Below are 25483 nucleotides of genomic sequence, written 5' to 3'. Positions count from 1 at the left end.
CGACCTCAGCCCGCGGCGAGATCGTTGTCCTTCGTCTCTCCGACGGCAAGCAGGCAGCAGATGCTGATCGCCGCGAGGGCCGCGAGGAACACGCACGCCGAGGTGATCGACCCGGCGGATGAAGCGGACAGCGAGGCGAGGATCATCGGGGTGAAGCCGCCGCCGAGCAGGGTGGCCAGCTGGAAGCCCAGCGACGCCCCCGTGTAGCGGCTGCCGGTGCCGAACTGCTCCGAGATGAACGCCGCCATCGGGCCGAAGACGGCGTTCTGGAAGAGGTTGAAGAGGAGGAAGGCCAGCATCGCGCCTACGAAGCCACCCCAGGCGAGGAGTTGGAACATGGGGTAGACGAGCGCGATCGCGGCGAGGTAGCCGAAGAGCATGACGGGGCGTCGGCCGACGCGGTCGGACAGCCGTGCGTAGGCGAGGACACCGAAGATGGCGCAGAAGTTTCCGACGGCGAAGCCGAGCAGCACCTGGGACCGGGGCGTGCCCTGGTCGACCGCGTAGGTCACGCCGAAGGCGGTGATGGCCGACTGCAGGGCGAAGCTCGTCAGACAGGCGAATGCGGTCAGCAGGACGACCTTGGGCTTCTTCAGGACTGCCAGGAGCGGCGGGGCGGTGTCGCGCTTCTCGTCCTGGTCGAGAGCGGCCTGGAACAGCGGGCTCTCCGAGACCCGGGATCGCACGAACAGGCCGATGGCCAGCATCACGGCCGACAGCAGGAACGGCACCCGCCAGCCCCACGCCAGGAATTGGTCCTCGGGCAGGGTCGAGAACGCCATGAGTATCAGGGTGCCCAGGACACCGCCGCTGGGTGCGCCGGCGTTGGTGAACGCCGCCATGAGGCCCCGCTTCTTGGGCTCGGCGTGCTCGAGCGCCATCAGCGTGGCGCCGCCCCACTCACCGCCCACCGCGATGCCTTGCAGGACCCGGAGCGTGACGAGGATGACCGCGCCCCACGAACCGATCGCCGACGCGGGCGGTATCAGCCCGATGAGGAAGGAGGCGACACCCATCACCGTCATCGAGAGCACGAGCATGGACTTGCGCCCGATGCGGTCGCCGAAGTGTCCGAACACCACGCCGCCGAGCGGGCGGGCCACGTATCCGGCCGCGAAGGTGCCGAGGGAGGCGATCGTCGCCGCGGAAGGGGAGAGATCGGAGAAGAACACCGGGCCGAAGACGAGCGCGGCGGCCATGCCGTACAGGAGGAAGTCGTAGTACTCCAGGACGCTGCCGAGATAGCTCGACAGGACCACCCGGCGCACTTCTTTCGCGGTGACGGTCGCGGGCAGGCTGCCGGCCGTGTCGATGGCGGTCATCTTGTTCCTTCGTTCGGACGAGGCAGGGCGGGACGAGGCGGGGCGGGACTGAGGCATGACACGGAAGGGTTCGTCACCGGAGCGACGAACCCTTCTCTGTGGTCTGGACTACCGGGCCCGGAGTTACCGGGTGAACTCCACGACCGCGCCGCCGGCCCCGCACAGCGGGCCGTAGCCGTGCACTTCGGCGCTGCTGTACGTGTCTTCCAGGGCGCCGAGGACGAAGGCGAGGTGCTTCATGCCCATGTCGGCGCGGGCGGTGGTCGCGTACTCGGGCACGTACTGCTCCAGCGCGCCCGTGTCGGCCTTCGTGATGAGGTCGAGCAGGCGGCGGTTCGCCTGGTCCTCCTCGGGCGAGGCGATGTGATCCTCGTCGAGGTCGACGCCGTGGCGGTGGATCGAGCCCGACAGGCCTCCGATGCCGACCACCGACACGGAGCGTCCGTGCCGGCCCGCCGCCGCGACGGCCGCGGCACCGAGCCGCTTGGTGGTCTCCCAGTCGTGGTACAGGTTGTTCGTGGTAACCACCGTCGGCACAGAGGCCTCGGCGTTGAGGGTCTGGGAGAGCACGATGGTGCCGGCGTCGATGGGGAACTCGTCGTAGTCGCAGCCCCGGGAGCGGACGCCGAACTCACCGGTGGCGGCGAGCGCGGTCTCGGCCACAGGTACGTCGACGTCGAGGTTCCAGTCGATGTGTCCAAACTCGTGCCAGGTGTGATCGACAAAGCGTCCCGTCATGTGGGGACGGGTCAGCCACATCTGGTCCACGACGGCCATCCAGCCGGCCGAGTAGACGATGAGGGTGTCCGGTGCGTGCTGCTCCAGCGAACGGCGGGCCTTCTGCAGGCCCTCGACGATCGGCCGCAGGCCCGCGGCGTCCGGCTGGAGCAGCGGAAGCGGGCTGCCGGGGATGAGGTAGGCGGACTTGATTTCGACGCTCATGACCGTGCCGCTCCTGCCAGTGCGGTGGAGGCGTTCTCCACGTCCCATTCCATGATCGCGTTGCCGGTGCCGATGACGGTCCCGTAGCCGTGGAACTCGGCGGGGATCTGCGGGTATCCGAGGGCCGCGAGCATCCAGGTGAAGCCCCCGGACTTGACCTCGGCGGCCGCCTCCTCGATGAACCGCGGCAGCAGGGCCACGGCTTCCTTGGTCTCGCCGCGCCGCAGGAGGTCGATCATCCGCATGTCCCAGCGGTATCCCTCGGCGGTCTTGGGATACTCGCGGCTCATGTCCTCCGGCAGCTCGGGCTCGGTGCTGAAGTGGAAGTGCGAGAGCGTGTTGGACGCGAGGACCACGGCACGCCGTCCGGTGCGCTCGATCGCCTTGGCCGTCGCCCGGCCCAGGAGGTCCATCTCCTCCAGACCTTCCTCGGTCTTGAGGTAGTACGGCGAGTTGTTGGCGCTGAACCCGACGATCGGGATGTCCCACTGCGGACGCATCATGTGCAGCGTGGTGATGGTCCCGTAGTCCACCCGGAAGTCCGGATTGGTCATCAGCTTCGAGGTGAGGCCGATCGACCGCGCCTCCTCGTAACAGGCCTCGGCCAGCTCCACGTCGACGTTCAGGTCGAAGTTGTAGCGGAACAGGTGCGGGAAGATGGGGTCCACGGACTTGCCCTTGAGGTTGGGCACACCGAGGACATGGTGACCGACCTGGGTCTCCCAGTGCGGCGAGTGCACGAGGAGTACGTCGGGACGGTGCGCCTCCAGCGTGGCGCGCGCCCGGTCGTAGGCCCAGCGCAGCTGCTCCCAGCCGCCCGTGGAGCGCGGCTCGTTCTGCGGCGGGTTCTCACCGTAGACCTGGTGGGGCGGATGCGGGGCGAGGTACCCCGCGACGATCTTTCCTGATGACATGGTGTTGCCTTTCCGCTTCGCTGCGCCGCAGGGCGCTCATCGGTTGGCGGCGCCCGGCAGGTGGGCGACCGCCTGCATTTCCAGGAGCAGGTGGGGGTGCGGGAGTTGGTGCACCGCGACCGTGGTGCGCGTGGGGCCCGACTCGTCGAAGAGCTCCGCGTAGACCTCGTTGTAGCCACCGAAGTCGTTCATCGAGACGAGATAGGTCGTCACCTGCACCAGGTCGTGCAGGTCGCCGCCGAACTCGGCGAGGATCTTCCGGATCGTCTCGATGACGGCGCGCGTCTGGACGCGGATGTCGAGCGATGTCGTGCCGAACCCGTCGGCGTCGGCGCCCTCGATGGTGTTGTCCGGGCGGCGTGAGCTGGTGCCCGAGATGTAGACGAAGTCTCCGGCCTTCTTGACATGGGGGAAGCGGCCGCGCGGGACGGCGAGCGTCTCCACCACACGTGCTGAACTCACTTGGTACCTCGCACAGTTACTCGTCCGAGTCCGGCCACGTCGCACTGCGTGACCCCCTCGGTGAAGGGGACGGCCGCGGTCGCCGCGCCCGCCAGGACGACGTCCCCGGCACGCAGGGGGATGCGGTGGCGACGGCACATGTCGACGAGCGCGTGCAGGGCCTGGGTAGGGGCGCCGAGGATCGCCGCGGTGGAACCGGTCGCGGTGGTCTCCGGGGTTTCGAGGCGCACCTCCAGGTCGTCGACGTCCTGGAGGGGCTGCCAGGCGCCGATGACGTAGGCCGCCGCGGAGGTGTTGTCGGCGATGACGTCCTCGTAGGTGAACCGGAAGTCGCGGTAGCGGGAGTCGATGATCTCCATGGCGGGCGCGACGGCGTCGACCGCGGACTCGATGGCGGCGCTGGGACCGTCGAGGTCGACGTCGGCGGCGAGACGGAAGGCGACTTCCGGCTCGACCTTCGGGTGGATGAAGGTGGACAGGCCCACCGAGTCACCGTCGGTATACCCCATCACGTCCGTGAGGCGTCCGACGATCACGTCGGACACCCCCATCTGGATCATCTTGGCGCGGCTGGTGAAGCCGAGCTTCACGCCGACGAACGACTCTCCGCGCTCCAACCGGCGGGCCAGCAGCCGCTGTTGGACCGCGTAGGCGTCCGCCACGGACAACTCGACGTCGTCGGCGAGGCTGGGGGTGTCGGCGCGCTTCACGGCCGCCTCGTCGAGGCGCTGCGCGAGGGCGTCGAGGGTGGTCTCCGGCAGGCTCATCGGAGCTCCTTACTGGCAGGGGTGGCGGCGTACGGGGACGGGGTCGCGGTCACAGCTGCACGCACACGTTCGTGGGCTCGGTGTAGAAGTGCAGGGAGTGCTCGCCGCCCTCCCGGCCGATGCCGGAGAGGCCGGCCCCGCCGAAGGGCGAGCGCAGTTCGCGGGTGAACCAGGTGTTGACCCAGGAGATGCCGGTCCGCATGCGCTGCGCGACGTCGTGACCGCGCCGCAGGTCGTTGGTCCACACGGCGGCGGCGAGTCCGTAGTCGGTGTCGTTGGCGAGCGTGACGGCCTCTTCGGTGGTGTCGAAGGGGATGAGCGCCGCCACGGGGCCGAAGATCTCCTCGCGGACGGCCCGGTCCTTGTTCGTCAGGCCGGTCCACAGGGTCGGTTCGATCCACGAGCCGCCGGACAGCTCACCCATCGCCGGGACGCCTCCGCCGGTCAGCACCGTCGCGCCGGCCTGCTCCGCGGACGCCATGTAGTCGAAGACCTTGGAGCGGTGGTTCTGCGAGATCAGCGGTCCGGTGGTGGTGGTCTCGGACCAGGGGTCGGCCATCCGCAGTCCCTGGGCGCGGCGGACCAGGCCGTCGGCGATCTCGTCGAAGACCCGCCGCTGGACGTACACCCGTTCCGTGCACAGGCAGACCTGGCCCGTGTTGGTGAACACCGATCGGGCCAGCCCGTCGACGGCCTCGTCGACATCGACGTCGTCGAAGACGATCGCCGCGTTCTTGCCTCCGAGTTCGAAGGACACCGGGCGGACCCGCGGCGCCACGGCCCGCATGACGGAGGCCCCGGTCGCGGACGAGCCGGTGAAGGTGACACCGTCGATGCCCTCGTGCTCGGTCAGGAACTGCCCCGCCGAACCACCACCGAAGCCGTGCACGACGTTGTAGACACCGCGCGGGGCTCCGGCCTCCCGCATCACCTCGGCGAGCAGGGTCGCGGTGCCGGGCGTCTCCTCGCTGGGCTTGACGACGACCGCGTTCCCGCAGGCGAGCGCGGGCGCGACCTTCCATGTGAGGAGCAGCAGCGGGAGGTTCCAGGGCACGATGACCGCCACCACGCCGAGCGGCTTGCGCACGGTGTAGTTCAACGCCCGTCGGCCACCGGTCAGTTCACTGAGGTACGACTCTTCGCCTGCTGCGGCCACGATGTCCGCGAAGGCCCGGAAGTTCTGCACGGCGCGGGCGACGTCGAGGGTGCGTGCCTGGGTGACGGGCTTACCGGTGTCGCGTACCTCGGCCGTGACGAAGTCCTCGAAGCGGCACTCGATGCCGTCCGCGACCCGGCGCAGAAGGGCCACCCGCTCCTGGACCGCGGTGTCGGCCCATCCCTGGTCGAGGGCGCGCCGCGCCGCGTTGACGGCACGGTCCACCAGGGGGCCGTCGGCCTCGTGAACCTGCGCGAACACCTTCCCGGTCGCGGGGTCGACGGCGTCAAAGAAGCGTCCGGGGTCGGGCTCGACGAATTCCCCGTCGACGAAGTTACTGATCCAGGCGGCCGAGGTGTCGCCTGGCCCATTGAAGGCCGGTTCATGCGCAGGCAAGGTGAATCCCTTTCGTTTCCGAGAATGGGACGGCGTCCCGCGGGACCGCCCATGTATTGCTCACCCTGTCGCTGCCGGGAGGTTTCGGAGCCGCGCGGCAACCAGATGAAACGGCGAAGGTCTTCTTTGAACAGCACCTTCACCACGGGGTGAAGGCCAGTATGTGCGGAGATTTCCGCGTCAATCCAGCCCGGAGTTCCGGCCACTGGAACTGGAGGCCTTGATTTCCCGCTGACGGCTTTCCGAACTCCGCAGCACCTTCGCAATTCCGGTGGCGGCGACACAGATTGCTCTGCTGTGCCGCTCGGGACGGAATCCTGGAAGGGGCCCGGTGACACTGACTGCGGCAATCGGAGTATTGCTGTGATCGAGCACGGGAGCGGCTACGCAGGCGATGCCCTGGGCCGATTCCTCGTACTCGTAGGCGACACCGGCGGCGGCAACCGTCGCCAGCTGCTGCCGCAGCACGTGGGCCGAGACGATGGTGCGGCCGGTCCTCGGCTTCAGGCCTTGTCGCAGGACACGGCCCAGGAGTTCGTCGGGCGCGTGGGCCAGCAGCGCCTTTCCGACCGCGGTGCAGTGCAGGGGCATGCGGCCGCCCACGCGGGAGGGCGTGACGGCCTGGCGATGACCGCCGATCTTGGCGATGTACACCACTTCCGTGCGGTCGATGATGCCGAGGTGCACGGTCTGGTGGGTGCGTTCGTACACGTCCTCCATGAACGGCGTGGCCACTTCGAGTAGATTCCGCTCGTTGAAAGCCCTCATGCCGAGCTGGAATAGATCACGGCCGAGCCGATATCCGCGTTCCGGCGTCCGTTCGACCAGATTCACCGCGACGAGATCGGCGAGAGTTCTGTGCAGCGTCGCCCGGGGAAATCCGGTGCGCTCCATCAGTTCGCTGAAGGAGACCGCCTGGTCCTCGGCGGTGAAGCTGAAGAGGACCAGGACTGCTTTGTCCAGGACTTTGGTGCGGTCGTAGGTGTCGTTGTGCATGGTGTATCGCCTCACCGCGATAGTGCTCACTCATCAGTGCCACGGATTCGGGGTGCGCGATTGAGAACCTCTACCTCGACCGGTACTCCGGCGACGGACCGGCCGTCATTATCCGAGGCCGTTCAACGTCATTCTTCGAGGCCGTTCATGATGCGCAGGCACTTACGGAACAGCGGCCGGTACTCCTCGGGAAGCGGCTCGACGATCCGGTCCTCGACGTGCTGGTCGTCCCTCATGACCGTACGCAGGAGATCGGAACCGTCCTCAGTGATGTGGACGGCCGATGCCCGCTTGTCCGTCGGGGCCGGTGTCTTCTCCAGTAAGCCCTGCTGAACAAGGCGGCCCAGCATCTCGGCCGTCGAGTTGCGATCGAGCGCGATCTGTTTGGCCAGCTCGTTGACGGTCGCCCCGGGCCGCTGGCGAGCGGCGAGGAGCAGCGCCTTCTGTCGGGGGGTGAGCTCATGGCCGGCCATCTCCTGCTTGAAGATCGCCTCCGCGCGGAAGTGCGCCCGGCGCAGCAGGTGGGAGATGTTCTGCGTGAGATCGAACTCGTCGAGGAGCCGATCGCCGGCCTGTTCGTCCGATCCGGAAGTGTCGTTGGAGTTCATCGTTCCCAGCTTGCCGTGTGCGCCGGATGCATGGTGGCGGATCCGGGACGGGGGCACCCAGGTTCCGCCCCGGCTGAGGACCGAAACATATAGGCAGCATACGTCGTACATTCCAAGCGTCAAGACCCCGATGTGAAGCAAAACCACAGCTGAACGGCGTGATACGAGGACGTTGACAGAGGCAACATGAGACGTATGCTGCCTACCGTTCCTCGGCGTGGGCCTGCTGCGCAGCTCTGTCCTTCTCTTCGGCCGCCCCGCTCCCGGCCCATGGCCGCAACTCGGGGACCTGAATCGCGTGATCCATCCACCCCACGTCGACCTGCACGAGTCGACCTGCACGAGGAGAAGTCCATGCACCGCAGCGCGGTCGAGTACGCCAACCCCACCGAGCAGGACATCGTGGAGTGGCTGCCTCCCACACCAGCGGATCGCCGCATCCGTTACGGCGACGACCCGCTGCAGTTCGGCGACCTGCGGCTGCCCGACCGGACCGCCCCGGGCGGCCACCCGGTGGTCGTCTTCGTCCACGGAGGAGGCTGGTCCGCCAACTGGAACATGAGCTACGGCGATCCGCTGGCGGCCACGCTCACCGAGGCCGGAGTGGCGACCTGGAACCTGGAGTTCCGGCGCGTGGGCCACGAGGGCGGCGGCTGGCCGGGAACGTTCCTCGACGTCGGCGCGGGCCTCGACCACCTCCGTGCGCTGGCCGGCCCTCACCAACTGGACCTCGATCGCGTCGTGGTGGTCGGCCACTCCTCCGGCGGGCATCTGGGCGTGTGGGCCGCCGGCCGGCACCGGGTCCCCGAGGACAGCCCCCTGTACGTACCCGATCCGCTGCCGGTGTGCGGAGCGGTCTCGCTCGCCGGTGCCCTCGACCTCTCCTACCGGCTCGAAGAACCCACGATCCGCACGCTGTTGGGTGCGGACACCGACGGCGTCGAGGAGGCCGAGACACGCCTCGGGGCGGCTTCCCCGACGCAGATGCTCCCGCTCGGCGTCCCGCTCAAGGTCATCGTCGGCAACGCGGACAGCAGGCGCCATCTGATCTCGGACGCCCGTCGCTTCACCGAGCGTGCGACAGGGCTCGGTGACACGGTCGACCTCTCCCCTCTCGAAGGGGCGAACCACTTCGATGTCGTCGACCCAGGCGGGCCCGCCTGGCCGGTTGCGGCCGCAGCCGCCTTCGAACTGCTCCGGCACGAGGCCACGCCGGGAACGCTGGACCCCGAACACGGCGGCGTCCGCCCCTCGTAGGGCCCCGGCCAGACTCGCGTCCGCCCCTCGTACGGTCCCGGACGCCAGCAGAACCGCACCACTCCCCAGCCTCTCCAGCTCAAGGAGACATCGATGTGTGAGTTTCTCGCCCGAACCCGGCCCGGAAGCGTCCCGCGGCGCAACGTCCTCACCGGCCTGGCCGGCGGCGCCGCAATGACCGCGGCGGGGGTGATGTACCCGACCGAGGCCGGCGCGGCGCAAATCCCGTACACAGCAAGGGAATTCGGCCCCGTGCCCCACGACGGCCGACGCACCCGGCTGGTCCTGCTGGGAACCTCCGGCGGACCGCCGTACTGGCCGGGCGGCACCAGGGAGGGCATCGCCTCGGCGCTCGTGGTGGGTGACCGGTACTACCTGATCGACGCGGGCCACGGAGTCGTTCGGCAGCTGCGAAAGGCCCGCCTCGGCCCCAACTTCGACACCGTCTTCGACGGTCCGCTCGACGTCCTGGCCGGGGTCTTCCTGACACACCTGCACTCCGACCACACCGTGGATCTGCCGAACATCCTGACCGAAGGCCTCTACAACGGCCTCCAGCACGCCGACCGCTTCCCGATCTGGGGCCCCGGCAACCGGGGGCAGCTGCCCCCGGTGTTCGGCCATCGCGAAGCACCGGAACCCGTGGGCGGAGAAACCCCCACCCCGGGCACCCGGCAGATGGTAGACCTCCTCGTACGCGCCTACGCGACCGACATCAACGACCGCATGTTCGACAACGCGAAACCGCATCCGCGACAGCTGTGGGAGGCCAGGGACGTCCCGGTCCCGCCGCAGTACACGGCCGACCCCAACGGCGCCCCCTGTCCCGCGATGGAACCCTTCACCTTCTACGAGGACGATCGCGTGCGGGTGTCCGCGACGCTGGTGAACCACGCGCCGGTGTTCCCCGCGCTCGCCTACCGGTTCGACACCGACGACGGCTCGGTGGTGTTCTCCGGAGACACCGGGAAGAACCCCAACCTGGTCGCGCTCGCACGCGACGCCGACGTGCTCGTCCATGAAGTCATCGACAAGACATGGGTCGCCTCGCTCTACCCCGCACCACGGGACCCCGACGAGGAATCCATGTACAACCACCTCCTCAAGGCGCACACCCTGGTGGAGGACGTCGGCAAGGTCGCCCAGGAGGCCAACGCGAAAACCTTGGTGCTCTCCCACATCGTCCCCGGCAACGGCAAGGACGCGCAGTTCCAGCGCGCCGCCGACGGGTTCGACGGGCGCCTGGTCATCGGCCATGACCTCGATGTGATCGGGGTCGGTCCGCGCCATCCGTCGACGTAGTTCCGGATCGCCCGTGAAGGAACCGTCGGCGGCGAGAAGCACGATCCGACACCGGCCACGAGCGCCTGCCCGGCGCCGCGGTCGCCGCTGCCACCCGTCATTCCGAAAGAGAGCTCATGCCCACGACCGATTCCGTCAGCGCCCCGGCGACCGAGCTGCTCCGGCGCCTCGCGGAGGCAGGGGTCCCGGCGGACGCGTCGTCGCGGCGGCGTGCCGAGTACGCGTACGACGCCTCCAACTACCGCGTCGAACCGCTCGCCGTCGCCTTCCCGCGCACCGTCGAGGACGTCGTGGCCGCTGTCGCGGCGTGCCGGGCGATCGGCACCGCCGTCATCGCCCGAGGCGGCGGAACGTCCATGGCAGGCAACGCGGTTGGCCCCGGACTTGTCCTGGACCTCTCCCGGCACATGGACCGCGTCCTCGGCATCGACGAGGAGGCCGGGACGGTCGACGTCGAGCCCGGTGTCGTCCTCGCGACGCTGTCCCGCGAGGTGGAACGCGTCACCGGTGGTCGCCGTACGTTCGCGCCCGACCCCTCGTCCAAGAATCGCGCCACCGTCGGTGGAGCGATCGGCAACGACGCGTGCGGCAACCACTCCGTCCGCTACGGCCGCACCTCCGACCACGTGACGGAGATCGACCTCGTCACCGCCGACGGCGCACGGCTCACGGCAACCGAGACCGGGCTGTCGGCCACCCGTCCCACCGACGCCTTCTCCGCCGCCCGGGCGAAGTCCCTCACGGAGTCACTGGCCCGGCTCGCGCAGGAGAATCTGAGCGTCTTCCGCCTCGAACTCGGCCGCATCCCCCGGCAGGTGTCCGGCTATCACCTCGAGAACCTCCTGCCGGAGAAGAAGTTCAACATCGCCCGCGCGGTGGTCGGTTCCGAGGGCACGTGGGCCATCGTCGTCGGCGCCCGCATGAAACTCGTACCGAAGCCGGCGAGCGCACTGCTCGTGTGCCTCGGATACGAGGACGTCGTCGACGCCGCCCGCGACATCCCCACGATCCTCGGGTTCTCGCCGGCCGCCGTCGAGGGCACCGACGAGGCCATCGTGGCCACGATGCGGCATCGTCGAGGGGCGGATGCCGTCCTGGGGCTGCCCGAGGGCCGCGCATGGCTCTTTGTGGACCTCGACGGCGACGACCCGGCGTCCGTCGCCGCCCAGGCGGACCGGCTTCTCGCACGGCTCGCGCGGAACGGGCGGCTCGTCCAGGGCCGAGCGGCCGCGGACCCGGCGGAACGGGCTTCCCTCTGGCGTGTCCGGGAGGACGGGGCAGGACTGTCCTCACGTCTGGCGTCCGGGGGTGAGTCGTGGCCCGGCTGGGAGGACTCGGCCGTCGCACCCGAGCGGCTCGCCGACTACCTCGCCGACCTCCGCGAACTCCTCGCCGCACACCAACTCACCGGGGTCATGTACGGACACTTCGGCGCGGGCTGCATGCACATCCGCATCACCTACGACCTGCGCAGCGAGGAGGGCCGCGGCGTCTTCCGCCGGTTCACTCGGCAAGCGGCGGAACTCGTGGTCCGGCACGGCGGATCGCTGTCCGGCGAGCACGGCGACGGCCGGGCCCGATCCGAGCTGCTGCCCCTCATGTACTCGCCGGCGGTGATGGCCGCGTTCGCCGAGTGCCGACGACTGTGGGACCCCGACGGCATCCTGAACCCCGGCTCCATGACGGATCCCGACCCGATGGACGCCCACCTCGCCCTCGCGGGAGTGCCGGAGCGCGAATGGCGCACGAGCTTCGACCTGAGCCCGGCGGCATCCGCCGGGACGGACCCTTGGGTGCACGCCACTCAGGGCTGCATCGGCGTGGGCCGGTGCCGCGCGGACAGCGGCGGCGTGATGTGCCCGAGCTACCGCGCCACACGCGACGAGAAGGACTCGACGCGAGGCCGCGCCCGCGTCCTTCAGGACATGGTCCGTGGCGCCCGCACGGTCGAGGAGGGCTGGCGGTCCGAAGAGGTCCGCGAGGCACTGGACCTGTGCCTCGCGTGCAAGGCCTGCTCGACCGACTGCCCGGCCGGTGTGGACATGGCCACGTACAAGGCGGAGTTCTTCGACCACTACTACCGTGGCCGTCGGCGGCCCCTCGCACACTTCTCGCTCGGCTGGCTCCCTCGATGGCTCAAGCTGACGGGGCGCCTCTCCAGGCTCGTCAACGCGGTTCTCGCCACCCCGTTGGCCAAGGTCGCCGCGGCGGCGGGCGGGCTCACCACGCGGCGCGCGCTTCCGCGGTTCGCCGGCGCGGACGAGTGGCGGCGCGAGATCTCCGACGCCGGTATCCATCCTCCTGACGGGGCCGCCGACCAGGACTCAGTGGTCCTGTTCGTGGACACCTTCACCCGCGGCTTCCGACCCGAGGTCGCCGGTGCGTCGGCTCGCGTACTCACGGATTCCGGCAACGCCGTCGAGTGTTCCGCGGATGCCTGCTGCGGTCTGACGTGGATCTCGACGGGCCAGCTCGGTACCGCGAAGCGGCTGCTCTCCAAGACCGCGGAAGCACTCGACGACGGCACCGACCGGCCGATCGTCGTCATCGAGCCGAGCTGTGCGGCCGCGCTGCGCAAGGACCTGCCCGAACTGGTCCACACGGAGCAGGCCAAGCGCGTGGCGGCCCGCGTGCGCAGCTTCGCCGCGTACCTCGCCAACCGTGTGGAAGCAGGGTGGAAGCCGTCCCCGGCAAGGCCGTTGCCGGATCAGGTCGTGCTCCAAGCACACTGCCACGAGTACTCGGTCTTCGGCGCCGCCGCCCAACGCACGGTGCTCGCAGCGGCCGGCGTACGCGACGTCGTCGACGCCGATGGCTGCTGCGGCGTGGCGGGCAACTTCGGCTTCGAGGCGCAGCACTACGACGTGAGCATGCAGGTCGCGGAGAACGCGCTCGCCCCCGCGCTGCGCGCCACCGACCGCCACGCCGCCGTACTCACCGACGGTTTCTCCTGCGCCCGGCAAGTGAACCAGCTCGATCCCTCGCGGCCCGGCCTGCACCTGGCCCAGCTCCTCGATCAGCGCGCCCAGGGCACCCACCGCTCACGACCGGCACAACCATGACGGCGAACCGGCCCGCAGGGCACGTTGCCCATGAGTCCCGACCGACGGCGCGTATCGAGTCGCGATCAATCCGTGGGAGTCGATCCCGGTCTCATCGCGCTGCCGTCCGCCCACCAGCCTCCCGGTCGCGAGCTGCGAAGATGTCACCATGCTGCAAGCATGTCTCAACGGCGCTCGAAGCCGCGCCGAGTGTTCCCATCTCCCGGTGACCCCGGACGAATTGGCGACAGCGGCCCGCGAGGCTGTCGCCGCCGGCGCCGAGGACATCCATCTGCACCCCAAGGACCGTGACGGCCGGGACACGCTGGACGCCGCCGCCGTCGCCGCCACGGTCGACTCGGTCCGGGCCGCGGTCCCGGGCGTCCCCGTCGGGGTCACCACCGGCGCGTGGGCCACGGCGGATCCTCGGGCCCGCGCCGCGCAGGTCCGGGCCTGGACCGTGCTGCCCGACCACGCGTCCGTCAACTGGCATGAGGACGGTGCCACTGATGTGGCCGCGGCCCTGCTGGAGCGGGGGGTCGGTATCGAGGCCGGCATCTACTCCGGTACTGGCACGGCACAGCCGTTCCTGGACTGGCCCCAATCCCACCGCGTCCTGCGCATCCTGGCCGAGATCACCGAGACCACCCCGCAGCGTGCGGCCCACGCCGCTGCCGGCCTGCTGGGCGAACTCGAACCAGCCGCTGCGCGGATCCTCTTACAAGTCACCCGCCAGGCGTATGCCTTCTCTGGGACACCGAGCTCCGTACCCCGCCGTTCACGGATGGTTGCGGCAATCTGCCGACACTCATGTGCCGTTCGGACACCCCCTCTTTCTACTCCCGGCGCCGGTGCAGCCACCACTCCGCGACCGCGGCCTCCACTCCGTCCTTGTCCTCGTCCGCCATGCCCCCGCATTCCGGAGGCGGCACGCCAGACGGCGGGCGGCATCTTCACGTCCTCACAGCGCGGTCGACCGTCATGTTCGGCTGCGGGACTGGGGAGTTCAGGGGATCGGGGGCGTGAAGGTGCCAGTCGGTGCGTCCCTGGAACGCGTCACCGGCGCGCAGCACGAGTTGTTCGTCGAACCAGCGTCCCGCGATCTGCAGCCCCAGGGGCATGCCGTCGTCCGTGAAGCCGAAGGGGACGCTCATCACCGGGTTTCCGGTGGTGTCCCAGTAGCCCGTGTACACGGGTCCGATGCCGCCGGGCTGGAAGAATCCGTCCTTGACGCGTTCCAGGGAGGCGGCGCCGCCGCCGACGGTGGGGGTGAGGATGAGGTCGACGTTCTCGAAGGTCCGCTGGATCGCCTTCTGGCCGACGCGGCGGGCCCGTTGGGCCTGGAGGTAGTCGGCGGAGCTGTAGTAGAGGGCGGCGCCGACGGTCTGCCGTGTGGCGGCTCCGTAGCCGAGCCATCGGGTACGCAGGTCCGGCAGGTGGTAGCTGAAGGCCTCGGAGAACATGATGACTTCGTCGGCCGTGGTCATCTCGGCGTAGTGGGGCAGTTCGATCTCGACGACCTGGGCGCCGAGCGCCGTCGATCATGAAGAAAATGTCGATGCGCTCCGTGGCATCCCGCACCACATCTTTCGAACTGCGGTGGCAGGCAAGCAACTTCCCGTCGATGCTGAGCATATGGAGGTGCCTCTCCCCCACCGCCCGCAGCTCCCCTGCGAAGTCACCGCCCATCGCGCGGAAGGACATTCCGGCGTGTTCGCGCTCCATCACTTCCGTCCACTGACGAAGGTCCGCCGACTTGTTGCGCCGTATCGCGTCCCCCTGACAGGGAACGCGTTCACTCGTCACAGACACCGGACTCCTTCCAGCAGGAACAGCCAGCAAGGAACGCAGGGACGTCCTGTTTTGTACGAGTAACGGAAGACGGCGCACAAGGTGGCCGGCCGCCCCGGCCGGCATTCCCATTCCGCGGGAATCCGCTCCCCCGCCCCGAAATCCGTTTCGTAGCGTGCGCCGCATGAGCGATTCCGAACAGGCATGCCGGACTGCCGACACGGTGGTCGTCGGCCTCGTACAGACGGCGGCGGGCTCCTTCGAGCGAGGACGGGTCTTCATCAAGGACGGCCGGATCGGCGCCGTCGTTCCCGACGATGCGACGCCGGGCGGTGCGGTCGTCCCGGACCGTGCGTCCGTGATCGATGTCGGTGAGTCCTTCGTCCTGCCCGGCGCGGTCGACGCCCATGTGCACTCCTACTCCCACTCCGGGGAAGGGTTGCTGGCCGCCACCTCCGCGGCGGCGGCCGGGGGTGTGACCACGATCGTCGAGATGCCGTTCGACGGTACGGGTCCGGTGAACCGCCGGGAGCGGCTCGAGGCGAAGCAGGAGAAGCTCGCCGACGAGGCCGTCATCGACGTGGCCCTGCTCGGGACGCTGGAGCCCGGTGGCGGTTGGCGGCGGGCGGGCGAGCTGGTCGAGGGCGGCGTGGTGGGCTTCAAGGTGTCGCTCTTCGACACCGACCCGTTCCGTTTTCCCCGGATCGACGACGCCGAGCTGCTCGATGTGGCGTCGGCGGTGGGCGAGGCCGGGTCGACGCTGTGCACGCACGCCGAGAACAACGAGATCATCAAGGCGCTGCTGGCCGACGAGTCGAATCGGGCCTCCACCGATCCGCGGGTGCACGGGCGTACCCGCCCGCCGGTCTCGGAGTCGCTCGGGGTGCTCACCGCGATGGAGATCGCCGCCGACCGCGGCAACGCGCTGCACCTGTGCCACCTCTCCACCGGGCGCTCCTCCGACCTGGTGGCCTGGTACCAGGGCCAGGGAGTCGACGTCACCTTCGAGACCTGCCCGCACTACCTGCTCCTCACGGAGGAGGACATGGTGCGCCAGCGCGGCCGACTGAAGATCAACCCGCCGCTGCGCGGCTCCGACGACCGCGAGGCCATGTGGCAGTCGGTGATCGCCGGCACGGCCTCGGTCATCTCCTCCGACCACGCTCCCTGGCCGGCCGCCCTCAAGGACCACGAGCGGATCCTCGACAACAGCTCCGGAACGCCGGGCACCGAGACGCTGGTCTCCACCACCCTCGGGGCCTGCCTGCGCCGCTACGGGGCGGGCAAGGAGTTCTCCCGCACCGTGGCGGCGCTCACCGAGAACCCGGCGGACCGCTATGGGATGGGCGGCCGCAAGGGGCGCCTCGCACCTGGTTACGATGCGGACGTCATGGTCCTCACTCCGTCTCCCGACTGGCGCATCGAGACGCCGTCGCTGCACTCCAACGCGGGGTGGAGCCCGTACGACGGGCATGTACCGGGGGCCCGGGTCACCCTGACACTCAGCCGCGGCGACGTCGTCTGGGACGCGGGCAAGGGACTGGTCGGCGCGGCCGGTCGAGGCGCCCAGGTACGCCGGGACTGAGTGCGTTGGCCACAGACCGGGGTGCCGGGCGGATGCCGGGCGGGCTCAGCTCGCTCGACCGGGGGCTGCGGATGCTGACCTTCGTACAGGACCGGGGTCAGGTCGACGCCGCGGAGATCTCCGCGGGACTCGATATGCCGCTGTCGACCGTCTACCGGTACGTCCAACGCCTCAAGCACTCCGGGTTCCTGGTCCAGGTCGGCGACCGGCTGCTGCCGGGCGAACGGCTCACCGACCGGGCCTCGGACCACCCCGATCACCTGGTGGACGTCGCCCGGCCCTTTCTCCTCCGGCTCCGCGAGGCGACCGGACTGACCAGCGCGCTGTCGGTACGGGTGCACTCGGCGGCGCTGTGCCTGGACTCTCGGCGCAGCGGCCCCGGCAGCGTGGCCTTCCACCCCGGCGAGGTGCACACGCTGTATTCGGGAGCGAGCGCCACTCCGCTGCTTGCGCTGGCCCCGGCGGCCGTGCGCCGGCAGGTACTCGAAGGCCGGCTGCACCGGTACACCGCGACGACCCCCGACGTCTCCGGGCTGCGGCACGAACTGGGGCTGATCCGGCGTCAGGGATACCACGTCACCCGCGGCTGGCTCACTCCCGGCATGTCGGCGGTCGGGGTACCGGTGGTGGTCGGCGGTCGGTGCCTGTGCGCCCTGTCGGTGGTCGCCGCGGAGAACCGCCTCGCCGATCCCGCGGTCGCGTTGAAGGCGCTGCGCAGCGCTGCGGTAGAACTGGCGGCCCGGGTGCCGCGTGATCTCCCCGCCGCCTGGATCCCGCCCGGCCCCGTGCCCGAAGGCGACGCTCGCCGAGCACCGCACGCCGAGTAGCCACGCACATCGCCCGCGCCACCGTCGCCCGTGCGGAGCGCCGACCTGCGGGAAACACCGGGCAGGTCTCCGTCTCCGCCCGAACCCCGCACGCCACGCCCCCTTTTCGTCCCTCATCCCGCACACCCATGGCCCACCCCCGTACCGGAGAACCGAGGACCACCATGACCGTCCGCATCGACCTGGACCGTCTCGCGCCGGAGCCGGAGCGCCTGAGCAGGCGACTCGACGAGCTCGCTGCCTTTCACGACCCCGACCACGCAGGCTGGAGCCGGGAGGTCTTCTCCGACCCCTATCGCGCCTCCCGGGAGTGGGTGCGCGCCCAGATGATCGAGGCCGGCCTCGAAACGACGGTCGACCCGGCGGGGAACATCATCGGCCGGCTCCCGGGCAAGGACACCTCCGCCCCGGCGCTGGTGACCGGTTCACACACGGACACCGTGCGGCAGGGCGGCCGCTTCGACGGCATCGTCGGAGTCATCGGCGGGATCGAGGTCGCCCAGCGCCTGCGAGAGACCGGCACCCGTCTCGAACGGGACCTGCTCGTCGTCGACTTCCTCGGAGAGGAGGCCAACGAGTTCGGCATCTCCTGCCTCGGCTCCCGCTCCATCGCCGGCATCCTCGCCCCGGAACACCTGGAGCGCACCGACGGAACCGGCCTCCGGCTCGGCGACGCCATGGAGGGCTTCGGACTCTCCCCGGGTGCCGCACTCGGCTCCGGCTGGCGGGCCCGGGACGTCCACGGATACGTCGAACTCCATGTGGAGCAGGGGCCGTTGCTGGAGCGCAGTGGGCACGGCATCGGCGTGGTCACCGCGATCGCCGGGATCGACCGCCTCCTTGTGCACTTCGCCGGGCAGACCGGGCACGCGGGCACCACGCCGATGCCAGACAGGCACGACGCCCTGGTGTCGGCGGCGGCCGCGGTCCTCACCGTCGAGCGGGTCGGCTGTGGCGCGCCGGTGCACGGCGTCGCCACTCTCGGCAGCATCGACTCCGCACCCCGCTCGATGGGGGTGATCACCGACGAGGCCAGGCTGTGGGCGGAGATCCGCAGTGTGGACGGGAACTGGCTGCGCGGCGCGCAGAAGCAGATCGTCGACGAGATCGCGGCGGAGGCCGGGCAGCGCGGTGTGGGCGTGGACTTCGAGTGGCTGACCGACCAGGACCCGGTACCCACCGACGCATTGGTGCAGGACATGATCGCCGGCGCGGCCGACGGGCTCGGCCTCGACTGGAAGGCGGTGCCCTCCGGTGCCGGCCACGACGCTGCCCACCTGGCTCGACTGGGCCCGATGGGCATGGTGTTCATCCCCTCCGTCGGCGGCCGAAGCCACTGCCCCGAGGAGCTGACCGAGGTGGCGGACATCGCACGCGGCGCGCATGTCCTCGCGGCCACCCTCGTCGACCTCGACCACCGCGACAAGCCGGTCTCGATCCAGTAGCCGCCATCCCCCACACCACCACGCTCGAAGAAGGAGGCCCACGATGGTGACAACGGGTCGAACGACCGGGGCCGATGCGCCCCCGGTGCAGCACGAGGGCGTCCCGCACACGATCGCCCGGAGATCGGTGGCCGCGGCCGCCTTCGGCAACGCGATGGAGTGGTACGACTTCTCCGTCTACGCCTTCTTCGCCGGCTACATCGCCCACAACTTCTTCCGCAGCGGCAACGCGACCTCCGCGCTGATGAGCACCTTCGTGGTCTTCGGCGCCGGGTTCGTGGCCCGGCCCCTCGGGGCGCTGGTCGGCGGTGTCTACGCGGACCGGATCGGCCGGAAGGCCGCCCTGATGATGTCCATCGGGGCGATGGGCATCGGCACGCTCGTCATCGCGGTGGCGCCGCCGGTCGCGACGATCGGCGTAGGGGCCCCGATCCTGCTGCTGATCGGACGGCTCTTCCAGGGCTTCTCCACCGGCAGCGAGATCGGTGGAGCCGCGTCGTTCCTGATCGAGAGCGCGCCCGCGGACCGCCGTTCGCTGTACGCGTCGTGGCTGCAGGCGTCGATGGGCATCTCCAACCTGCTCTCCGCTCTGGTGGGTTTCATCATCACCTCGGTCTTCCCGGAGTCGGCGCTGCAGGACTGGGCCTGGCGGATCCCCTTCGTGCTCGGCCTGCTGATCATTCCGGTCGGTGTGTACATCCGCCGGCAGCTGCCGGAGACCGAGGCGTTCACCGAGCAGGACTCGGCGGCCGGTGACGATGGCGATCAACCCGGGCCGCTGCGCATTCTCCTGACCGAGCACAGGGACGCGCTGGGCACCGCTCTCCTCGTCTCCATGCTGTGGACCATCAGCGTCTACGCCTTCCTCATCTACCTCCCGACGTACTACAAGCTGCCGGAGGCCGGTCTCGGCTTCACCGACCAACAGACGTTCCTCGCCTCACTCGTCGGCAACGTCGTCGTCCTCGTCGGCTGCCTGGCGGCCGGCCGCTTGGCCGACCGGGTGGGAACCCGACCGCTGCTGGTGGGCAGTGCGGTCTCGATGATCATCCTGCCCACACCGTGCCTGATGTGGCTGCACGCGCAGCCGTACCTGCCGGTGCTGTTGGCCGTCCACATGGTGCTCTGCGCCACCGTGGCGGGGTTCGCCGGCGTGGTCTCGTCCGTACTGCCCCGGGCGTTCCCGGTACGGGTGCGCTCCACCGGCCTGTCCCTCAGCTACAACATCGCCGCGGTCTGCTTCGCCGGCACCACCCCGCTCCTGATGACCTGGGCCACCGCCGACCTGACGGTCTACGCCCCCACGATCTGGGTCATCATCGGCTCCGCCTGCTGCCTGGCCGTCCTCCCCTCGCTCTACCGTCAGGTGCGGAGGGTGGCGGAACAGGAGGGGTAAGGCCGGGAGCAGCGCCGACATGCCTCCTGAACTGCTCAGGTTGGGTTCTGGGCGGGCGCGGCCATGCCGCCGGGCGCCCGCCACACACCCCAGTGCCCTCACGCAGGAACCTGAACCTGAGCTTCCACCCGTGCCCGTAATGCACACTGGCTGAGGAGAAATGAGGTAAATCATGGGGTTCGGGTTTCGTGTCGGTGTGCCTGGGATGAGCGTGCGGGTTTCGACGCGCGGTGTGAGGACCTCGGTCGGGCCGCGGATCGCGCGGGTCAGCGTCGGAAGCGGTGGTTCCCGGATCTCGTCCGGGCTCGGCCCTCTATACGCGTCGAGCTCACTCAGCAACGGCCGACGGCGGTCCAGCACGCGCCGCTCCCCGCGTTCGCGGACCACCGCGCCATCGGCGACCGCGCTGGACCGGGCGCGTCGGCAGGCGGAGCGAGCCCAGCAGGAAGCGGAACGCGACGCGGCGATCGCGCAGTTGCGCGAGCTGCGGCAGCAGACGACCAGCGTGCATCTGCAGTCGTTCCCCGAGGCCCATCCGCCCGTCCTCCCGGAACCGCCTCAGCTGGGTCTTCCGTGGGCGATGGCAGAGGCCCGCACCTTCCACCTCCAAGGTGTCGGCCGGCTGGCCCGCACGCAGCGGGCTGCCGCCCGGCAACAGGCGGAGCAGGACGCGCCCGTCTACCTGTCCGCAGAGATCGCTCGACTGCACGGGATTCAGCGGCAGTTGGAAGCCGAAGCGGTGCAGTGGTGGCGGGCTCTTGTCGCCAACGAGGAGGACACCGTCTGCGAGGCGGTGAACACTGCTTTCTCGGACAACCCGGCCGCTGGCTGCGCCGTCGGCGTGGACAGCACGGTCATGTCGGTCGTCATGCGGCAGCAAGATCTCGATGCGATGCCGACCCAGACTCCGGCGATGACTCCCGCCGGGCGCCCCACCTTGAAGAAGCTCACCAAACGGGACCGTGTCCTGTGGTGGCTGACCGCCATGGGCTCCAACATCGTCGCCACCCTCAAGGAGGGCTTCGCCACAGCGCCGGGCATCACGGCCATCGACCTCGCCGTGCTGACCCGCCTGCCCGACACCCAGCGACTCGGTTTTGTCGCCTACGGTCGCTGGACCCGGCAGGCGGTCGAGTCCACGCCCTGGCGTGAACCGGAGGACGCGCTGCGTTTCCTCGATATCGGTCAGGACGTCTCTTGCGCCGTGGCCACAACCGCGTCGGGCAATCTCTCCAGCACCATCAAGCCCCTGGACACGACCCGCGTCGCCGGACTCCAGGAACTGCTGGACCACGCCCAGGAAGAATCCGACACCGGCGAAAGCCCTCTCGCAGACCTCGACATCACCCTTGGTTCCGTCGACCCGACCAGCGATCAGGTTCCGGCCACCGACCCGTTCCGCATCAGGTCGTTCACCGAGTGGAAACGCGCGGCGTCGTCCGCACCACTGCCGGAACCGGCACCCGAGCCGGCCGCGACCGTACTCGTCCCCGGCCAGACCGTGCCGCTGCCCGAAGATGCCTGGCAGGGGCTGAACATCACGTTCGGTTTCGCCGGCGCGGACGCAGATCTGACCCTGTTCCTGACCGGCGCCGAGGGACGGGTTGCCACGGACGACGACTTCGTCTTCTACCACCAACCCGCCGGGGCCGATGGCGCCGCGCGACTGCTAGGCAAGCAGCAGGACGGACCCCGGACCGTGGAACGGGCCACCCTGCACCTGGCCGCGCTGCCGCCCCGGGTACGGCGCGTCGCCGTGGCCATCAATATGGACGTCGACACCGGACTGACCTGCGGCTCCCTCACGCACACGACCCTGCGCATCGAGGACATCACCGGGATGGCCTGGTCGTTCCAGCCACCCGCCGACCCCGGCATCCGCGCCATGGTCGTCGCCGAGCTGTACCAGCACCCCGTCGATGGTCGCACCACCTGGAAACTACGAGCCGTGGGCCAGGGCTGGGCGAATGGCCTCGACGGTCTCGCCCGTGCCCACGGGGTCGACGTCGAATAGCCACTCCAAGCCCAAGCTCCCCCGGCTTGGCCCCACCTACTTGCGCCAGTGCCCTCCGGCGCAGGTGTAGATCTTGCCCTTGTACGTGCCGATGGCTCCGGTGTTCCCGCAGAAGCCGCCGGGATTGATACCGGCCTGCGGTGCGTCGGCGGAGTCCGAACTGTGCGTGGGGGCAGCCGGAGTCGGGGTGGGCGTCCGCTTCGGCGGGGCCTTCGGTGTGGGGGTGGCGGTCGGCGTCGGCGTGGGTTTGGCGTGGACCGAGACATGCACGGTGCCGCTCGCCGTACGGCCGTCGACCTTCACCCGGTACGTGAAGGTGTCGGCGCCGCTGAAGCCGTGGTCGGGTGTGTAGCGGACCCGGCCGTCCTTGATCGTCGTCGTTCCGTTTCGCGGCTGTGCGACCGACTTCAGAACGGCGTCGGGAGCGGGCCCATCCGCATCGTGGTGGGCTGCCGCGACATCGTCGTTTTCGAGGACGTCGATCGATGTCGCGGTCTGGTAGTCTGTTCCGGCCCAGTCGTCGCTCGGTACCGGCGCCCAGCTGGGCTTCGGCGTCACCTTGGACCTGTGGGTGGCGGCAGGGGTCGGCTTGTCGGCCGTGCGGGTGGGGGCCGGTGTGGACGACTCGGCTGCAACGGGGGCCGCGGCAGGGTCGGCATCGTCGCCCTTCGACGAGTCACCCAACGATCCGATGACGCCCAGCGCCACGATCCCTGCGCCGAGGCCCGCGACGGCCTTGGTCTTCCTGCTCAGACGTCGTTGCGGGCGGTGGCTGTAGGGGCTGCCCGCCGTTTCCGGTGACTGGGTCGATCCCCAGGTCTGCCACTGGCGGTGCTCGGGGTCGCGGGGCACGGCTGTCTCCTGAGCGAAGTGAGGGGCAAGGGCCGGCACAGGTCGGGCGGCGGCCTCCGCAAGGGTGCGGGACACGGGTGCGGCCCGGCCGGAGGCAGAAGTCCCGTCACCGCGTGACCTTGGTCCCGCAGTACCAAGAGACGGGACCAACGGTTCACGCGATCAGGCCGTTTGGAGAAGGACGCCGAGAGGTGGCTCTCACTCCTCACCTCTTGCCTTGAGCCGGGCGAGCACGTCCTGATGCTCAGCAGGACAGCCCGACTGCGGCCGATGATCAACGTCATGGCCGTGACCAACTTCCGGGTGATCGGCTTCGCCTCCGCCAATGTCACGTCCAAGGGCATCCGAGTCCAGGTCGATCTGGCCGACGCAGCCGACGTCAAGAGCTCCACCGCGTAGGGAGCCAGGGACATCACCATCACACTGCGCGATCGGCCCCGACGAAACCGTGCGACGGCAGGATGCCTCCGACACATGGAGCAAGGCCCGGCTCGTGGGCAACCCGCCCAGCCAGAAGGAGCACACCACCCTGGCGCAGCACTGCTCCCCCAGCGAAGCACCGTGGTTCGTCCTCAACTCAGGCCGGGGCTCATGGCCGCCTTCGACGACCGTTGCGCCATTGTCCAGAGGGGCGGCGGACGCCTCGCCACGTTCCCGTACCCCGAGATGACAGTCATCCACTACAACTCCCGCAATCGGGACGGGGAGTTGATGGTCCTGACGCAGACACCATCCCCCATCGGTAACACGCTGCCGCTGCCGAAGCCGCTGCACGACGAAGCGCTGCACGACGAAGCGCTGCCGCTCCTCGACGAGGTACGCCGTTGGGAAGCTGACATCCGGCCTCCCGGCGGCGCGCACCGGTCCGTAGCGGCGCCCTACGCCGAGGTCGCCAAGCCCTCCGGTTCCCCCTCGCGCAGCGCCTGCGCGTTCTCCTCGGAACGGACCGGGGCCGACGGCGCGAGTTCGGCCGCGGCCTCCTCCGGGGACATCGCGCGCAACCGGCGCACGTAGCGCTCGTACCAGAGGAGCGAGGCGCCGAGGAAGACGACGACGCCGCCGACGTTGTAGGCCAGCGTCAGCCACAGCGCCTGGCCCTCGGGGAACGTGGAGGCCACGAAGGCGACCGCGAACACCACGAGGAGGAAGACCGACATACCGAGGCCCACGGCCCTGGAGCCGAACCGGAACTCTCGCACCGCGCCCTCGAAGCGGGCCCGCAGCACCAGGTAGGCGACCAGGATGAGGGCCGGCGGAAGCAGCGCCGTGGCGGCCGTCATATTGGTGACGATCTTCAGCAGGTCGTCGATCGAACTGCCCGCGCCCAGCGTCGGGATGAACAGCAGCGGCACGACGACCGCGAACTGGATCCAGGCACCGACGACGGGCACTCCCTGGTCGTTGAGCGCCACGACACGCTTGCCGAAGATCTTGTCGGGGATCTCGGAGAAGAAGATCTTCACCGGCGCGGAGGTCCAGATCAGCAGGCCGCCCAGGGTGGCGACGAGCATGATGAGGCCGACGCCGCGCACCACCAGGTCGCCCGACAGGCCGAAGTGTCCGGCCGCCGACTGCATGGTCACGAAGATGCCGTTGCTGTACGAGACGCTGCTCTTCTTCACGAAGACGCCCATCAACCACGTACCGGCCGAGTAGAGCAGGCCGATCGCGATGCCGGACACGACGATGGTGCGCACGAAGGCGCGCACGCCGCCCTTGAGGTCGTTCAGGTACACGCCGATCGACTCGGCGCCGCCGACGCCCTGGATGATCCACGCCAGGGTGCCGAGGAACGCCCACGCGGTGATCCCGGAGCCCGGGTCGAGGCGCATCCCGCCGGGCGACATGTCATTGGCCGGAGTGATGCCGCCGAGCAGCGCGCCCACCCCCGCGACGACGAACAGCAGCGCCATGACCATCATCAGGGTGGACCCGAACGAGGTGACGCTGCCGATCCAGCGGGCGCCCTTCGTCGACACGTAGGTGGCGATGAAGAAGATCACCACGGACAGTACGGCGATGAGCCACGGCTGGATGGCCCACTCGTGGCCCAGGATCATGTAGCCCGCGTACACGAGCACGATCGGCAGCAGCGAGATGAAGTAGAAGAGGTTCACGAACCAGTAGCAGAACGCCGTGAAGAACGCCCAGCGACCGCCGAGCGAGGACTTCACCCACTGGTAGACGCCGGACTCCGAGCTGCGGTTGAGACTCACCATCTCGGCGATGACGAGGGTGAAGGGCACGAAGTAGAGGATCGTGGCGATCAGGAAGATCGGGGCGGCGAGCGTCCCGATGGCGACGTAATTGTTGACCACGTTGCGGAAGTTGAAGACCGCCGCGATGACCATGCTGAACAGGATCACCGCACCGATCGACCGGCGATTCGTCATTGAATGCTCCGTTGATG

General features: G+C 69.4%; 20 protein-coding genes and 1 pseudogene. 10 read left to right on the top strand and 11 right to left on the bottom strand.

Annotated features, from left to right (window positions below; translation table 11 throughout):
* Nucleotides 1-5: 5 nt before the first annotated feature.
* The 8 genes from OHA73_RS37605 to OHA73_RS37570 all read right to left on the bottom strand — a co-directional run bounded on the left by OHA73_RS37605 (nucleotide 6) and on the right by OHA73_RS37570 (nucleotide 7563).
* Nucleotides 6-1322 (bottom strand): MFS transporter, encoded by a 1317-nt coding sequence (locus tag OHA73_RS37605; protein WP_327657325.1) that lies wholly within the window; start codon nucleotides 1320-1322, stop codon nucleotides 6-8.
* A 123-nt stretch (nucleotides 1323-1445) separates the two neighbouring features.
* A complete protein-coding gene (locus tag OHA73_RS37600; protein ID WP_327657324.1) occupies nucleotides 1446-2264 on the bottom strand; it encodes a hypothetical protein in 819 nt (272 codons plus the stop codon).
* Nucleotides 2261-3178 carry a hypothetical protein gene (locus OHA73_RS37595; RefSeq protein ID WP_327657323.1) on the bottom strand — a complete coding sequence of 306 codons (918 nt, stop codon included), beginning with the start codon at nucleotides 3176-3178 and terminating at the stop codon, nucleotides 2261-2263. The genes OHA73_RS37600 and OHA73_RS37595 overlap by 4 nt, the downstream gene beginning before the upstream one ends.
* Nucleotides 3179-3214: 36 nt before the next feature.
* On the bottom strand, nucleotides 3215-3640 hold the full coding sequence (locus OHA73_RS37590; RefSeq protein WP_267068252.1) for a RidA family protein: 426 nt from the start codon (nucleotides 3638-3640) through the stop codon (nucleotides 3215-3217).
* Nucleotides 3637-4407, bottom strand: a complete 771-nt coding sequence (locus tag OHA73_RS37585) for a 2-keto-4-pentenoate hydratase (RefSeq protein WP_267068253.1) — start codon at nucleotides 4405-4407, stop codon at nucleotides 3637-3639. Before OHA73_RS37585 ends, OHA73_RS37590 begins: the two co-directional genes overlap by 4 nt.
* Nucleotides 4408-4456: 49 nt before the next feature.
* Entirely contained in the window at nucleotides 4457-5959 is a 1503-nt protein-coding gene (locus OHA73_RS37580) for a 2-hydroxymuconic semialdehyde dehydrogenase (protein ID WP_327657322.1), read from the bottom strand.
* 180 nt (nucleotides 5960-6139) lie between these two features.
* Entirely contained in the window at nucleotides 6140-6955 is an 816-nt protein-coding gene (locus tag OHA73_RS37575; protein ID WP_327657321.1) for an IclR family transcriptional regulator, read from the bottom strand.
* A gap of 128 nt (nucleotides 6956-7083) precedes the next feature.
* Nucleotides 7084-7563, bottom strand: a complete 480-nt coding sequence (locus OHA73_RS37570) for a MarR family winged helix-turn-helix transcriptional regulator (protein WP_267068256.1) — start codon at nucleotides 7561-7563, stop codon at nucleotides 7084-7086.
* A gap of 354 nt (nucleotides 7564-7917) precedes the next feature.
* Here OHA73_RS37570 and OHA73_RS37565 point away from each other — a divergent pair, with 354 nt between their 5' ends.
* From OHA73_RS37565 to OHA73_RS37550, 4 genes are all read left to right on the top strand, one after another.
* The gene (locus OHA73_RS37565) at nucleotides 7918-8820 is read left to right on the top strand and encodes an alpha/beta hydrolase family protein (protein ID WP_327657320.1); all 903 of its coding nucleotides are present in this window, start codon (nucleotides 7918-7920) and stop codon (nucleotides 8818-8820) included.
* 93 nt (nucleotides 8821-8913) lie between these two features.
* Nucleotides 8914-10122 (top strand): MBL fold metallo-hydrolase, encoded by a 1209-nt coding sequence (locus OHA73_RS37560; RefSeq protein ID WP_327657319.1) that lies wholly within the window; start codon nucleotides 8914-8916, stop codon nucleotides 10120-10122.
* A 116-nt stretch (nucleotides 10123-10238) separates the two neighbouring features.
* The gene (locus OHA73_RS37555; RefSeq protein ID WP_327657318.1) at nucleotides 10239-13184 is read left to right on the top strand and encodes an FAD-binding and (Fe-S)-binding domain-containing protein; all 2946 of its coding nucleotides are present in this window, start codon (nucleotides 10239-10241) and stop codon (nucleotides 13182-13184) included.
* Nucleotides 13185-13332: 148 nt separating this feature from the next.
* Nucleotides 13333-14298: a 3-keto-5-aminohexanoate cleavage protein gene (locus OHA73_RS37550; RefSeq protein WP_327657317.1), complete on the top strand. Its 966-nt coding sequence runs from the start codon at nucleotides 13333-13335 to the stop codon at nucleotides 14296-14298.
* Here the strand turns inward: OHA73_RS37550 and OHA73_RS37545 are convergent.
* Nucleotides 14243-14686, bottom strand: a pseudogene (locus tag OHA73_RS37545) (amidase family protein); the annotation flags it as partial. The gene OHA73_RS37550 and the pseudogene OHA73_RS37545 sit on opposite strands and share 56 nt — an antisense overlap.
* A gap of 452 nt (nucleotides 14687-15138) precedes the next feature.
* Between OHA73_RS37545 and OHA73_RS37540 the strand changes: the two are divergent.
* From OHA73_RS37540 to OHA73_RS37520, 5 genes are all read left to right on the top strand, one after another.
* On the top strand, nucleotides 15139-16539 hold the full coding sequence (locus OHA73_RS37540) for a dihydroorotase (RefSeq protein ID WP_327657316.1): 1401 nt from the start codon (nucleotides 15139-15141) through the stop codon (nucleotides 16537-16539).
* Between the two features lie 5 nt (nucleotides 16540-16544).
* The gene (locus tag OHA73_RS37535) at nucleotides 16545-17366 is read left to right on the top strand and encodes an IclR family transcriptional regulator (protein ID WP_327657315.1); all 822 of its coding nucleotides are present in this window, start codon (nucleotides 16545-16547) and stop codon (nucleotides 17364-17366) included.
* Nucleotides 17367-17530: 164 nt separating this feature from the next.
* Nucleotides 17531-18811, top strand: coding sequence for a M20 family metallo-hydrolase (locus OHA73_RS37530; protein WP_327657314.1), 1281 nt, complete (start codon nucleotides 17531-17533; stop codon nucleotides 18809-18811).
* A 43-nt stretch (nucleotides 18812-18854) separates the two neighbouring features.
* Nucleotides 18855-20207, top strand: a complete 1353-nt coding sequence (locus OHA73_RS37525) for an MFS transporter (protein ID WP_327657313.1) — start codon at nucleotides 18855-18857, stop codon at nucleotides 20205-20207.
* Between the two features lie 205 nt (nucleotides 20208-20412).
* Nucleotides 20413-22221 carry a TerD family protein gene (locus tag OHA73_RS37520; protein ID WP_267068265.1) on the top strand — a complete coding sequence of 603 codons (1809 nt, stop codon included), beginning with the start codon at nucleotides 20413-20415 and terminating at the stop codon, nucleotides 22219-22221.
* A gap of 36 nt (nucleotides 22222-22257) precedes the next feature.
* On the opposite strand, the gene OHA73_RS37515 is transcribed toward OHA73_RS37520, so the two are convergent.
* Nucleotides 22258-23073: an Ig-like domain-containing protein gene (locus tag OHA73_RS37515; RefSeq protein WP_327657312.1), complete on the bottom strand. Its 816-nt coding sequence runs from the start codon at nucleotides 23071-23073 to the stop codon at nucleotides 22258-22260.
* Between the two features lie 240 nt (nucleotides 23074-23313).
* Between OHA73_RS37515 and OHA73_RS37510 the strand changes: the two genes are divergently transcribed.
* Nucleotides 23314-23472 (top strand): hypothetical protein, encoded by a 159-nt coding sequence (locus OHA73_RS37510; RefSeq protein WP_267068268.1) that lies wholly within the window; start codon nucleotides 23314-23316, stop codon nucleotides 23470-23472.
* Nucleotides 23473-23951: 479 nt separating this feature from the next.
* On the opposite strand, the gene OHA73_RS37505 is transcribed toward OHA73_RS37510, so the two are convergent.
* A complete protein-coding gene (locus tag OHA73_RS37505) occupies nucleotides 23952-25466 on the bottom strand; it encodes an amino acid permease (protein WP_327657311.1) in 1515 nt (504 codons plus the stop codon).
* Nucleotides 25467-25483 lie beyond the last annotated feature (17 nt).

The organism is Streptomyces sp. NBC_00483, from assembly GCF_036013745.1.
Lineage (GTDB): Bacteria > Actinomycetota > Actinomycetes > Streptomycetales > Streptomycetaceae > Streptomyces.
This window is presented reverse-complemented; position numbering and strand designations above follow the sequence as displayed.